Origin of the sequence: Delftia sp. S65, from assembly GCF_016516495.1 — a bacterium.
In the GTDB taxonomy this organism is placed as follows: Bacteria; Pseudomonadota; Gammaproteobacteria; order Burkholderiales; family Burkholderiaceae_C; genus Comamonas; species Comamonas acidovorans.
The window spans coordinates 91,577-104,011 of the sequence record NZ_JACVUR010000004.1; the positions used below are offsets into that span (position 1 = coordinate 91,577).

At 69.8% G+C, this 12,435-nt stretch carries 11 protein-coding genes; 2 read left to right on the forward strand and 9 right to left on the reverse strand.

Going from position 1 to position 12,435, the window contains the following annotated elements; translation table 11 throughout:
• The first annotated feature begins 4 nt into the window (after nt 1-4).
• Nucleotides 5-1,240: a c-type cytochrome gene (locus IAE24_RS05490; RefSeq protein ID WP_199959236.1), complete on the forward strand. Its 1,236-nt coding sequence runs from the start codon at nt 5-7 to the stop codon at nt 1,238-1,240.
• A 4-nt stretch (nt 1,241-1,244) separates the two neighbouring features.
• Here IAE24_RS05490 and IAE24_RS05495 read toward each other — a convergent pair whose 3' ends face one another.
• From IAE24_RS05495 to IAE24_RS05535, 9 genes are all read right to left on the reverse strand, one after another.
• Nucleotides 1,245-2,966: an ABC transporter ATP-binding protein gene (locus IAE24_RS05495; RefSeq protein ID WP_043822155.1), complete on the reverse strand. Its 1,722-nt coding sequence runs from the start codon at nt 2,964-2,966 to the stop codon at nt 1,245-1,247.
• Nucleotides 2,963-4,705 (reverse strand): ABC transporter ATP-binding protein, encoded by a 1,743-nt coding sequence (locus IAE24_RS05500; RefSeq protein ID WP_043822153.1) that lies wholly within the window; start codon nt 4,703-4,705, stop codon nt 2,963-2,965. Before IAE24_RS05500 ends, IAE24_RS05495 begins: the two co-directional genes overlap by 4 nt.
• On the reverse strand, nt 4,702-5,529 hold the full coding sequence (locus tag IAE24_RS05505) for an ABC transporter ATP-binding protein (RefSeq protein WP_043822151.1): 828 nt from the start codon (nt 5,527-5,529) through the stop codon (nt 4,702-4,704). Before IAE24_RS05505 ends, IAE24_RS05500 begins: the two co-directional genes overlap by 4 nt.
• A gap of 2 nt (nt 5,530-5,531) precedes the next feature.
• A complete protein-coding gene (locus IAE24_RS05510) occupies nt 5,532-6,623 on the reverse strand; it encodes a FecCD family ABC transporter permease (protein WP_081816194.1) in 1,092 nt (363 codons plus the stop codon).
• Nucleotides 6,620-7,762, reverse strand: a complete 1,143-nt coding sequence (locus tag IAE24_RS05515; protein ID WP_199959234.1) for an ABC transporter substrate-binding protein — start codon at nt 7,760-7,762, stop codon at nt 6,620-6,622. Before IAE24_RS05515 ends, IAE24_RS05510 begins: the two co-directional genes overlap by 4 nt.
• A 150-nt stretch (nt 7,763-7,912) precedes the next feature.
• Entirely contained in the window at nt 7,913-10,114 is a 2,202-nt protein-coding gene (locus IAE24_RS05520; protein WP_043822147.1) for a TonB-dependent siderophore receptor, read from the reverse strand.
• Nucleotides 10,115-10,220: 106 nt separating this feature from the next.
• The gene (locus IAE24_RS30665; protein ID WP_052155328.1) at nt 10,221-11,069 is read right to left on the reverse strand and encodes a helix-turn-helix transcriptional regulator; all 849 of its coding nucleotides are present in this window, start codon (nt 11,067-11,069) and stop codon (nt 10,221-10,223) included.
• Between the two features lie 69 nt (nt 11,070-11,138).
• Complete coding sequence (locus IAE24_RS05530) at nt 11,139-11,423, reverse strand: type II toxin-antitoxin system RelE/ParE family toxin (protein ID WP_043822145.1); 285 nt, start codon at nt 11,421-11,423, stop codon at nt 11,139-11,141.
• The gene (locus tag IAE24_RS05535) at nt 11,420-11,701 is read right to left on the reverse strand and encodes a CopG family ribbon-helix-helix protein (protein ID WP_043822143.1); all 282 of its coding nucleotides are present in this window, start codon (nt 11,699-11,701) and stop codon (nt 11,420-11,422) included. Before IAE24_RS05535 ends, IAE24_RS05530 begins: the two co-directional genes overlap by 4 nt.
• Nucleotides 11,702-11,953: 252 nt before the next feature.
• Between IAE24_RS05535 and IAE24_RS05540 the strand changes: the two genes are divergently transcribed.
• Entirely contained in the window at nt 11,954-12,427 is a 474-nt protein-coding gene (locus IAE24_RS05540; protein WP_043822142.1) for a (2Fe-2S)-binding protein, read from the forward strand.
• Nucleotides 12,428-12,435 lie beyond the last annotated feature (8 nt).

Sequence of the window (12,435 nt, forward strand, 5' to 3'; positions counted from 1 at the left end):
TCCGATGCAACGCAGCGACTCCCCCGACTGGCTCAACCCCTTGATCGGCGCCATGCAGCAGGCCCAGGTCGGCCTGCTGCAGCTGCTGCATGGCCTGGGCCTGGCCGGCACGGTGGATGGGCAGCCCGCCTGGCCCTGGGCCCTGCGCCTGTCCGGCGAAAACCTGCTGATCGACCTGGGCCAGGCCCGGGGCCTGATGTGGTCGCTGGCGGCCGTGGCCACCGCCATCGTTTTGCTGGTGCTGGCCCTGGCGCTGGCCCTGGTGCTGCGCCGCATCCGCATGCCGGCCCTGGTGCTGACCGCGCTGGCCGCGCTCGCCCTGCTGCTGGCCCCCTGGCCGCGTGCCGACCTGATCCTGGTGCCCGCGCATGCCACCAGCTTCCATGCCTCGCCCACGGGCTTCAGCGTGGAGAGCATTGCGCGCGGCAGCGCCGCCTATGCCCAGCACTGCACGGCCTGCCACGGTGCCGATGGCCGGGGCCACGGCCCGCTGGCCGCCAGCCAGCCGGTCTGGCCCCCCAACTTCACCAGCCCGCTGCTGTGGCGCCGCGCCGATGGGGAATTGCTCTGGGCCATTCTTCATGACCGCCGCCCCGTGGAGTCTGGCGACGGCGCACGGGCACACGGCCAGGCCGACCGGCTGTCCAGCGACGACGCCTGGGCCCTGATCGACTTCATGAAGGCCCGCGCCGCAGGCCAGATGCTGCAGATCGCCGGCAGCTGGCCCTATCCCGTGGGCCTTCCCGACATGGCCGTGCAGTGCGCAGGCCAGCCCGCACGCCGCCTGAGCACCTGGCAAAGCCGCCAACAGCGGCTGAGGGTGGTGGCAGGCAGCGGCCCGGTGCAGGAAGACCCGCGCCTGGTCAGCCTGCAGCTGTCACCCGATGGCGGCAACCGCGCCGCCAGCGCCCTCGACTGCACCGTCAACGACCCGCGCGCCTGGCAGGCCATGGCCCTGCTCAGCGGCTCGGAGCAGCTGCAGGGCATGCAATGGCTGGGCGACCGCAGCGGCTGGCTGCGCGCGCTATCGCGTCCGGGCGCCCAGGGCTGGTCGGAGGACGACCTGGTCTGCCGCACGGACACGCCCGCGAGGACGACGGTCGAGGCGACGACGGCCGCTGCGGCAACCGCCGGCCCGTCCGATGGCTCACCCGACGGCTCATCCGACGGCCTCGGGGCCCTGATCGCTCGCATGGATGCCGAACCCGTGCGGTTCATCAAGGGTGGGTTTGTGCACTGAGGGATCAGGCATCCGCTGCCATCAGGCTGGCATAGGCGCCCTGGCGCGCGAGCAACTCCCGGTGGGTGCCCTGCTCCACGATGCGGCCGCCCTCCAGCAGGACCACGCGGTCGGCGCGGGCCAGCATGGCGGGCCGGTGGGCGATGAGCAGCACGGTACGGTGCTCGCGCAAGGCGTCCAGCGCGCGCAGCAGGGCTTGCTCGCTTTCGCTGTCGAGATGGGAGGAAGCCTCGTCCAGCACCAGCACGGGAGCACCGGTCAGCAGCGCGCGCGCCAGGGCGATGCGCTGGCGCTGGCCACCCGACAGGCGCATGCCTTGTTCTCCACAGCGCGTGGCATGGCCTTGCGGCAGCCCGCTGATGAAGCCATGGGCCTGCGCCAGCATGGCGGCCTGCTGTACCTCGTCATCGCTGGCGTCAGGCCGGCCCAGGCGGATGTTGTCGGCGATGGAGATGTCGAACAAATGCACCTCCTGGCGGACCACGGCAAGTTGCTGCCGCAGCACGGCCAGCGGCAATTCACGGATGTCCATGCCGCCCATGCGCAGGCTGCCGGCGTCGGGCTCGCCCAGGCGTTGCAACAGCTGCACGCAGCTGCTTTTGCCGGCGCCGGACGCGCCGGCCAGGGCCACCATTTCGCCAGGCCGCAGGGACAGGTCCAGTCCGCGCAGCACGGGTACGCCGCCACGCTGCCAATGCACACCGCAGAAGTCCAGCGACGCCGTGGCCGGCGCCTCACGGGTTCCGCTGTCCGCAATGCGCCGGGGCTGGCGCAGCAGTTGCACGATGCGGTCGGCACCAGCCTTCACATCGCCCAGCCTGCGCGCGGCCTGCGCCACTTCGGCCAGCGGCGCCAGCGCCATGCCGGCCAGTACCACCACGGCCGGCAGCCAAGCGGCATCGATGTGTCCCTGGTCCAACAGCCAGGCGGCCACGGCAGCCATGGCCAGGGCCGACACGGCCGGCAACGGGTCCGCGGTGGCCAGTTGGCCCGCAGCAAGCGACGCATGCCTGCGCACCTGCGGGGACAGCGCCGCAGCTTTGGCACGCATGCGTGCCAGCCAGCGCGGGCCGGCCTCCAGCAGCGCCAGTTCACGCAGCCCGCGCAGGCCTTCCACCACATCGGCATTGAGTTCGCCCTGGGCCGCTGCCAGCGCCCTGGCCTGCCGCTGCGCCTTGCCGGCCAGCCACCAGGACAGCAGCACCGGCAAGGCAACAAAGGGCAGCCAGGCCAGGGCGAGCAGCGGATGCAGCCAGGCCAGCAGGCCCAGTGCCGCCAGCGGCACGCACAGGGCGCCGGACAGCTCGCCCAGCATGTGGGCGTAGAAGTGCTCCATCAGCTCGGCATCGGCCGTGGCCGTGGCGGCGATGTCGCCGCTGCGCTGCGGACCGGCCGCATTGCCTGCGCCCCGCTCCAGCCCGTCGTAGATGCCCAGCTGCAGTGTTTCTATCAACGCAAACGCCAGTGCATGGGAGGCATGGGCCTGCCACCATTGGCTGAGCGCGGCCACCAGCGCCGTCAAGGCCAATGCGCCCAGTGCCGGTTGCAGCGCAGTCCACGGCGCGCCCATGGCGGCCTGTCCGGCAATCCAGGCAGCCAGCACCCAGGAGCCGACCACGGTAGCCTGCGCCAGCGCGGCGGCCAGCAACGCCGCTGCCAGCAGGCGCTTGTGCGACGCCACCGGCGCCAGCAGGCCGGCCCAGCTGCGGGGCTCATCTCGGATCATGCGGCCTCCTCCGTCGTCCTCTTGGCCTGCGACGCCGCCCAGAGCCGTGCATAGCGGCCGCCGCGGCGCAGCAGATCATCGTGCGTGCCCTGTTCGGCCACCCGGCCGTTTTCCAATACCACGATGCGGTCCGCCTCGCGCGCCGTCTCCAGGCGGTGCGCGGCCATGACGAGAGTGCGGCGGCCCCGCAATGGCCGCAACACCTGCAGCAAGGCCTGCTCCGTGCGTGGATCTGCGCTGGATGTGGGCTCGTCCAGCAGCAGCACGGGCGCACGCCTGAGCAAGGCACGCGCCAGGGCCAGCCGCTGGGCCTGCCCGCCCGACAGGTGCGCGCCGAATTCGCCCACCTCGGTCTGCAGGCCCTGGGGCAGGCTGTCCACCAGATCGGCCAGTTGCACATCACGCAGGACAGCCTCGATGTCGCGGCGGCAGGCCTGGGGGCTGGCCATGCGCAGGTTGTCCTCCAGGCTGCCGCTGAACAGCAGCGTGTCCTGGGCGACCAGGGCGACCCTGGAGCGCAACTGCGCCAGGCTCAGCTCCCGCAGGTCCCGGCCGCCCAGGCAGACCATGCCGCGCCGGGGATCGGCGGCGCGCCACAGCAGCGACAGCAGCGTGGACTTGCCGACGCCCGAAGGCCCCACCAGCGCCACCCATTCACCATCGGCGATATCCAGGTCCAGCCCGCGCAGCACCTCGGGCCGCCCCGGCTCCTGCCCCTGGTCATGGGCAAAGCACACCCCACTCAGCGAGATGCGGCCGTCTGCAGGAGCAGGCCCGGGCCGCTGCGGCTCAGGCACGGGCAGCGGCGCGTGCAGCAGCGCGTCGATGGCATGCAGGCCGTCGCGCGCGGCCCAAGCCGCATGAAAGGCTTTCTCCAGCCGCTCCAGCGGCCTGAAGGCCTCACGCGACAGCAGCAGCACGGCCAGCAGCGATGCCGCATCCAGCCGGCCCTGGCCCAGTTGCCAGCTGCCCCACCCCAGGACACTGGCCATGCCGGCCAGGCCAACGAACCGCGTCAGGCCGGTGCGCAGCAAGGTGGCGCGCAGCGTGTGCATGGACTCGGCACGCAGGCGGGCGGCCTGTTCGGCCAGACGCATGCGCCAACGCGCCGAGGCGCCAAAGGCCCAAAGGGTCTCCATGCCGCGCAGGCTGTCCAGCAGCTGCGCCCCAAAGGCAGCCAGGGCCGCCATGACGCCGCTGGCCCCGGGCATGTGCCGGCGCAGCCACAGCCGGTCCAGCAGCGGCTGGCCCAGCACGAACACGGCCAGCAGCAGCGCGCAGCCTGCATCCACCCAGGCCAGGGCGCCCAGCGCCAGCGCGCAGCCGAGCACGGCTCCCAGCAGGCTGGGAACATGGCGGCTGGCATGGACCTGCACGGCATCGACAGCCGCAACCAGCGTGGCCTGCAGCTCGCCCGTGGGGCGGGCCGCAGCCCAGGCCGGCCCCAGGCGCATCAACCGGGCCAGCAGGCGCTCGCGCAGCACGGCGCGCGTGCGCATGCCCACCTGCTGCGCCCACCACTCTTCCAGCCACACCAGGACGCCGCGCAGCACCAGGGCCGCCAGACCGATCGCCAGCCAGGGATGCAGCGACGCCCCCTCCATGGCCTGGGCCAGCAGTCGAGCAAGGCACAGCGCGTGCACCACCAGCATGGCCTGGGCCAGCAGCCCGCAGGCCACCGTGGCCGCCAGCTGCGCGCGCGAGCGCGACACCATCCAACGTTCCAGCGAGGTGCTCATGACGGCTCCTGCCCACGGCCGCCCAGCGCGTGCCTCACGGCGACCAGACGCCGGCCGTTGACCGTTTCCACGACAGCCTGCACGCGGTAGACCTCGTGCAGCAGGGCGCTGTCCACCACCTCGACGGGGCTGCCGGCACGCACCACGCGGCCCTGGTCCAGCACCATGATCCGGTCTGCCCAGCCCATGGCCAGGTTGATGTCGTGCAGCACGGCCAGCACCACCAGTTGCCGCTCGTGTGCGATCTCGGTCACCACGTCCAGCACGCGGTGCTGGTGGTAGAGGTCCAGGGCGCTGGTCGGCTCGTCGAGCAGCAGCAGGCGCGGACGGCGCACCAGGGCCTGGGCCAGACCCACCATCTGGCGCTGGCCACCCGACAGCGCAGCCAGCGGCCGGTCGGCCAGGGCCGTCAGCTCCAGGCGCTGCAGCACCTGCTCCACGGCGGTCTCGGCCTCATGCGTGCCGACCAACGGCCAACCACGGGCCGCCTGTGCGGGCTCGCCGGCCATGGCCGCGCTGAGCACGGACTCGAACACCGCCAGTCGCGAGCGTTCGGGCAGGCTTTGGGGCACATAGACCACCTGGCGCGCGCGCTGCAACGGCGGCTGGGAAGACAGCAGCGCCGTGCCCAGGCGCACCTCGCCGCGCATGCGCTGCAAGCCTGCAATGCCGCGCAGCAGCGTGGATTTGCCTGCGCCATTGGGCCCCACCAGCGCGTTGACCGAACCCGCAGCCAAGGGCCCCAGAGTGGCACCGCGCAGCACGGGAGCTGCGCCATAGCCCATGTGCACATCGCTGACATGCAGCGCGTTGCGGAATGGCATGCTCAGCGCTCCTGCCGGCCCGTGCGGGCAACGATGGCCATGAAAAAGGGAATGCCCACCAGCGAGGTCACGATGCCCACGGGCACCAGCACGCCCTCGATCAGCGTCTTGCTGGCCACCGAGGCCATGGACAGGATCAGTGCCCCCGCCAGCGCCGAGGCCGGCAGCAGCACGCGGTGGTCGTCGCCCACCAGCATGCGCGCGATGTGCGGTGCGATCAGCCCCACGAATCCTATGGTGCCCACGAAGGAGACGGCCACGCCCGACAGCAGGCTGATGCGCAGCAGCGCCCAGCCTCTCAGCGCCGTGACCGGCACGCCCAGGCTGCGCGCGCGGTCCTCGCCCAGCGTGAGCGCGGTCAGCGACCAGCTCTGGCTCCAGGACCAGGGCAGGCACAGCGCCAGCACGGCGGCCATGACGGCAATCCGGTCCCAGGAGGCGCGTGCCAGGCTGCCCAGGGTCCAGAAGACCAGCTGCTGCAAGGTGTTCTGGTCGGCCACGAACTGCAGCAGTGCCACCAGGGCGTTGAAGCTGAACACCAGGGCGATGCCGAACAGCACCAGGCTTTGCACGCCAAATCCGCGCCACATGGCCAGCCCGTACAGCAGGCCCACCGACAGCAGCGCGAAGAGGAAGGCGTTGAGAGACACCACGTACTGCGCCGGCACGCCCGGCACGCCCAGTCCCAGCACGATGGCCAGGGCCGCGCCAAAGGCGGCGGCCGCCGACACGCCCAGCGTGAACGGGCTGGCCAGCGCATTGGCCAGCACGGTCTGCATCTCCGCGCCAGCCAGCGCCAGCGCCGCACCCACCAGCACGGCCATCAGCGCATAGGGCAGGCGCACGTTCCAGACGATGACGGCCTCCACGCGCGACACGCTGCCCGGATCGCCCAGCACCTGCCACAGCCGTGCCAGCCCCATGCCCGACGGGCCGGTGGCCACGTCCAGTGCCAGGCTGGCCAGCAGCGCCAGGGCCAGCAGCGCCAGCACCAGCCCGTGGCGGGCATGGCGGCGGCGGTAGCGCTGCGCGGCACCGGCCGCCGCAGCGCCCGTCTCTGCCGCCACGGCACTGGCCTCCATGGCCGCGCTCATCGGCCGGCCCCGGAAGGCAGGTCGGTCAGCAGCACGCCGGTCATCGGAATCGGCATGAAGCGCTCGTACAGCTCACGCCGCGTGCGCAGCGGGTCGATGTCGGCAAAGAGTTCGGGATGCAGCCACTTGGCCAGCGCCTCGACGGCAATCACATGCTCTGGCGAGTCGTAGAAGATGTGCCACAGGCCGTGCACGCGCCCCTTTCGGACGGCGGACAGCTCGCGCGTTTGGGCACGCTGCGCCACCGTCGCCAGGCTGGCCTGCGCCTGGGCAGGCGTGGCCTGGTAGCCCAGCGTCACGCCGCCCTGGCCACTGGCGAAGACGCCTGTGGCTACATAGACGGCAGGATCGCGCGACAGCACATATTCGAGGTTCAGCGTACCGATGGGACCGGGAATGCGGCCGGCGCCGATGTTGTCGCCACCGGCCAGCTCCACCATTTCCCCGAAATTGCCCTTGCCCGGCGAGCCGCAGCAGTCGCGCAGACCGGCCAGCATGTCGATGAAGATGGCGGGCCGCTGGAATCCGTCCTTCTGGCGCGCCGCCGCGACACGCTGGCGCACGCGCTCGATGCGCTGCTCGTAGAAGGCGATGAAGTCCTCGGCGCGCTGCTGGCGGCCCAGCACCTGGCCCATCAGGCGCAGGCTGGGCACGGTATGGGTCAGCGGATGCTGGCTGAAATCCACAAAGACCACGGGCACGCCCGCCGCCTGCAGCTGGCGCACGGCCTCGCTGTCGGGCGCGGGCCCGTGACCGCCCGAGACGGCCATGAAGGCCACGTCGGGACGCACGGCCAGGGCCTGTTCCACGTTGAAACTTTCGGGCGTGGCGCCGCCGACCAGCGGCAGTTTCTCCATGGCAGGAAAGGCCTTGGAGAAAGCCGCATAGCCCTGGGTATCGAGCAGGCGGAAATCCCCCTGCCAACCCGCCACGCGCTCCACCGCCTGCCGGCCTTCCAGCAGGGCCATGGTGTAGACCATGCGCCCCTCGCCCAACAGCACGCGCTGCACGCGGTCCGGCACCTGCACGCTGCGCCCCGCCATGTCCGTCACGGTCAAGGCCTGGGCCAGCCCACTCCAAAGCGCCAGCGCCGCCACCGCAGCGCGCAACCCGCGCCGCATTCCTGTCTGTATTTGCATCTGTTTTCTTCTCTCAGTCGTTGCCGGCATACCCAATGCAACCGGCGCGCCCCAAAGCCTGGGACAGCAAGCAAGGGCCTGAGCCGGCCGCAACGCCCCGCAGCAAGGCTGCCGCCCCCTCAGGGAGACGCCGCAAAGCGGCTCAGGGGGTCAAAACCGGCCGCGCAAGCTCACCTGCACATTGCGCGGCTCGCCATAGACATTGCCGAAGTTGGCCGGCCCGAATCCGCCGCTGCCCAGGCGCGTGTAGTAGCTGCGGTCGAACAGATTGCTGACGTTCAGCGCCGCACTCCACTGCGGGCTGATGCGGTAGCCCACGCGCAGGCTGGCCGTGGCGTAGCCGCCCTGGGTGGCTCGAACAAGGGGCTTGCCGCCCTCGCTGTAGGTGCCGCTTTGGACGTTGATGCCGCCGCCCACATCCCAGGCGTTGAGCGCGCCCGGCAGCCGGTATGTGGTCCACAGCCGCAGCAGATGCCGGGGACTGAAGGTCCTGAAGGACTGGCCCTGATAGCTGGGATCGCGCTTGTATTCGCTGGTGTTGTAGGTGTAGCCGGCCATGGCCTGCCAGCCCGGGGCGATCTGTCCCGCCAGCTCGGCGTCGAAGCCCTGGCTCTGCACCTTTCCCTGCGCGGCGTAGCAGCAGCTGTCCACGATGACGGGCGACACGGCCACGGCGCGGTTGCTCTCCACGATGCGGAAGGCCGCCAGCGCCACCTGCAGCCGGCCATCGTTGAGCGAGCCCTTGATGCCGGCCTCGTAGTTGGCGCCGACCACGGGCGGCAGTCCGCCGCCATCCTCGCCCCGGTAGTTGCTCTGCACGCGGAAGATGTCGGCATAGCTGGTGTAGAGCGACCAGCGGGAGTCCAGATCGAAGACCAGGCCCGCGTAGGGCGTGAAGCGGCCGTCCTGCCGGTAGTCCGCCGTCTGCGCGCCCGTGCGCTGGTTGACGGAGTCGGTGCGCCACCAGCTCCAGCGACCGCCCAGCAGCAGGGTCAGCGGATCGGCCAGCTTCAGCCGCGCGGCACCATAGATGCCGTACTGGCGCGTGCGCGATCGCGAGTCCGATGTCCACTGCACGGCACCCGGATCGGCGTAGGCGGCCGGGTCGAAGTCGAACACATTGACGGGAATGCCGCCAAAGCCCGGGAGGCTGCCGCCTTGCGAGCGCGCGTCGCGGTCGTACCAGTTGGCGCCCAGCACCACCTCGTGGCGCCGGCCCCAGGCCTGCCAGGCCCCGCTGAGCATGGCGTCCAGCGACAGCTGTTCGTTGTCGTAGTCATTGGCGCCACCCATCAGGCGGGGACCCAGGCCCGTGGCGCGGTCCACCGCGCCCGAGACATAGGCGTACTTGAGCGCGCTGGACTCGCGGTCGGAGACCGCCGCCAGCTTGAACTGCCAGTCTGCATTGATGGAATGGCTGAGGTCGGCGAAGACCTGGGTGGCCTCGAAGTCCCAGTGCGTCCAGGGCGTGCTCAGGAAGGTGCTGCGTGCCAGCCCCAGGTCGCCGCCGTCGGCGTAGCGCGGCACGCCCATCATGGGCGGCACCCAGTCGCGCGTCTGGTGGCCGGCGCCCAAGGAGACGGTGGTGGCCGATCCCAGGTCGGCCTCGACGATGCCGTACAGCGAATCGCGCCGGCTGCTGGCATAGCGCACATGGGAGTCGCGCTGGTCGTGCGCGGCCGCCAGGCGGGCACGCACCGACCCATCGGCGTTCAGCGGGGTGCTGTAGTCGATCTCGGCACGGGCCGCATTCCAGGAGCCCAGGCCCAGCGAGCCCGTGAAGCGCCGGTCGCCCGTGGGACGCTTGCGCACCAGATTGATCACGCCGCCGGGCTGGCCCGCGCCATTGAACAGGCCCGCAGCGCCGCGCAGCGTCTCCACATGGTCGAACATCACCATGTCAGGCTGGCTCCAGGAAGCGCCGCCTGTCTGCACGGGAAGGCCGTCGTACTGGAAGTACTCGATGGGATAGCCGCGCGCATAGAAGGCCGGAATGACACCCGTGCCCGACAGGTCCACGGTCACGCCGGGGGTCTGCGCCATGATCTCGTCCAGCGTGTGCAGGTTCTGGTCCTCGATCTGCTGTCGCGTGATGACGGAGACCGAATGCGGCGTCTCCCTGAGCGTGGCAGGCAGCTTGGTTCCCACCGAGACGCCCGGGGCCGCGTAGCCACCCGTCAGCTCGGTGGGCCGGTCCTTGACCGCCTGGCCCGTGACCTGCACCTCGGGCAGCCTTTCCTCGGCCGCCCGGGCCAGGGCGCACTGGCCCAGGACGCAGACGGCCAGCGCGATCGATGTGATGGAAAAACGGGGCGGGCCGGCATCCCGGTCCGCAGAATCTGGCAGCGACATTCAACCCTCTCGAAGCAAATGAAAATCAATTGCATTCGACTGTAGGCAAGAGGAAGGCTCGCCGCTTTCGCTGGCCGGAGTTTGGCTTTCGCTCGCCGGAGACGGCTCAGCGCAGCAACTCGCTGGGCGCGATGCCGAAGCGCTTGCGAAAGGCCGTCGAGAAATGCGCAATGCTGTAGCCCACCTCCAGCGCCACCTGCGTGACCGAGGAGCCGCCCGAAGTCAGCAGGCCGTAGGCCTGCTCCAGCCTGTGCTGCTGCAGGTGCTCGAACACGCTCATGCCGAACAGCTGGCGAAAGCCGGCCGTGAGCTTGCGCTCGTTGATGCCGGCCTCGCGCGCCAGCTCGGCCAGCGACAGGGGACTGCGAGCGTGCGCCGTGGCCACCTCGCGCGCATGCCAAAGCCGCTCCACATCGGCGCGTGACAGCTCGGCGCCAGCCCCCTGCGCGCCCGCCGCCGGCAGGCACTGCTGGAGCACGGCAGCCGACAGTTCCAGGCTCTTGGCATTGAGGAACAGATCACGCATGGGCCCCTGATAGGGGCAGACCAGAATCTGTGTGGCCAGCGCACGCGCCGTGGCCGACAGCCCCTGGCGCAATACCAGCAGATCGTTGTCGTTGAAGCAGTGGTGGCCGCTGCGCGCGATGAGATCGAGCCCGAAGCCCTGGCGCTCCGCCGCCTCGGCGTCAAAGCCTATGCGCACATAGCGCTGAAGGCTGTGGGATTCATAGCGGTCCAGTCCCTCATGCAGGCCCGTGGCCAGCACCAGGTAGACCCCGGCATCGGACACCTCCATCAGACGGCCGTTGACCCCGGCCTGCACCTTGCTGTTGAGGGCCACGATGATCTGCAGGCCCTGGAACACCGGCGCGCGGACCTCCACAGGCTCCTGCGTCATGCGGCAGCCGGCCGCAAGGCACAGCTGGTTGTCGAATCTGGAATTCCACTGGAACACGTTGCAAATCTATGAATGAGAATTATTCTCAAATCATACGTTCAACAGCCAAGACCTTGTACCGCCTCGTCAATCCTCCAACGGCGGCCACTGGCGCGCGGTGTGCACCAGGGCCAGCACCCAGACCGTCGTGCCATCGATCTCATAGACAAGGCGGTAGCTTTCATGGGGGATCAGCTCGCGCGTGCCGGCAATCCTGCCCGCTTTGCCCATCTTGGGATACGCGGCCAACCGGGCCGCTGCGTCGCTGAAAAGCAGGTCCATGCGCAAGGCTGCGCGAGGATTGTCAGCTGCGATGTAGTCCCAGATATCGGCGCGATCCTGCTGCGCCTGCGGCGTCCAGATGACTTTCACGCACGGTCTGCCGCAACCTGACGGCGCCGGGCAGCGAACTCGGCCTCGACTTCCTCATTCGAGCGGCCAAGTCCAGCGCGCATGGAGGCACGTCCCTCCTCGACCTTGCGCTGAAGATAGCCGTCATATTCACGGGCCTTGCGGCGCTGCTCAATGTAGTCGCGCATCAACTCCCGCATGACCTGGGATGCGGGCCGGTCCTCGCCTGCGGCTTCGGCCATGAAGTCTTCGCGCAGCTCGGCTTCCAGTTTCATGGTGAAAACGGCTTCCTTGGGCATGATTGACTCCTGTGAAGATACCAACAAAGTATATACATCGTCAGTACCAAACACTCCAGAGACTCAACCGCTTCATCCCATTCGCAACTTGCACTTGCCAATGCATCAAGCAAATCAGGACTAGTTGCAAGCAAGGCCTCTTTCTATATTCGCGCCTCGACGGCGCCCGGCTTCCATGGGCCGCAGCTGCGCACGACACTACTGCGGGGACCCCACCCCTGCCTGACTGACCCACAACAAGGAGAGACTGCGATGACCGATCTCACCATCAACGGCAAGACCGTTTCCATGGACCTGGACCCCGAGACGCCCATTCTGTGGGCCCTGCGCGACACGCTGGAGATGACCGGCACCAAGTTCGGCTGCGGCGCGGCGCTGTGCGGCGCCTGCACGGTGCACATGAATGGCCAGGCCATACGTTCCTGCGTGACGCCGATCTCGGCGGCCGCGGGCCAGCAGATCACCACCATCGAGGCCATGACCTCGGGCTCCGACCGCGTGGGCACCGCCGTGCGCGATGCCTGGGTGCGCCACGACGTGGCCCAGTGCGGCTACTGCCAGAGCGGGCAGATCATGAGCGCCACGGCCTTCCTCAAGTCGCTGCCCAAGGGCAAGAAGCCCAGCGGCGAGGAGATAGACGCGGCCATGGCCGGCAACATCTGCCGCTGTGGAACCTATGCACGCATCCGCACGGCCGTGGCCGATGCCGCGCGCACCCTGGGCTGAACGGAGAA

Excerpts from the sequence above, each read along its gene's own strand:
- IAE24_RS05490 (WP_199959236.1), top strand. The coding sequence starts at position 5 with ATGCAACGCAGCGACTCCCCCGACTGGCTCAACCCCTTGATCGGCGCC.
- IAE24_RS05495 (WP_043822155.1), bottom strand. The coding sequence starts at position 2,966 with ATGATCCGAGATGAGCCCCGCAGCTGGGCCGGCCTGCTGGCGCCGGTG.
- IAE24_RS05500 (WP_043822153.1), bottom strand. The coding sequence starts at position 4,705 with ATGAGCACCTCGCTGGAACGTTGGATGGTGTCGCGCTCGCGCGCGCAG.
- IAE24_RS05505 (WP_043822151.1), bottom strand. The coding sequence starts at position 5,529 with ATGCCATTCCGCAACGCGCTGCATGTCAGCGATGTGCACATGGGCTAT.
- IAE24_RS05510 (WP_081816194.1), bottom strand. The coding sequence starts at position 6,623 with ATGAGCGCGGCCATGGAGGCCAGTGCCGTGGCGGCAGAGACGGGCGCT.
- IAE24_RS05515 (WP_199959234.1), bottom strand. The coding sequence starts at position 7,762 with ATGCAAATACAGACAGGAATGCGGCGCGGGTTGCGCGCTGCGGTGGCG.
- IAE24_RS05520 (WP_043822147.1), bottom strand. The coding sequence starts at position 10,114 with ATGTCGCTGCCAGATTCTGCGGACCGGGATGCCGGCCCGCCCCGTTTT.
- IAE24_RS05535 (WP_043822143.1), bottom strand. The coding sequence starts at position 11,701 with ATGCCCAAGGAAGCCGTTTTCACCATGAAACTGGAAGCCGAGCTGCGC.
- IAE24_RS05540 (WP_043822142.1), top strand. The coding sequence starts at position 11,954 with ATGACCGATCTCACCATCAACGGCAAGACCGTTTCCATGGACCTGGAC.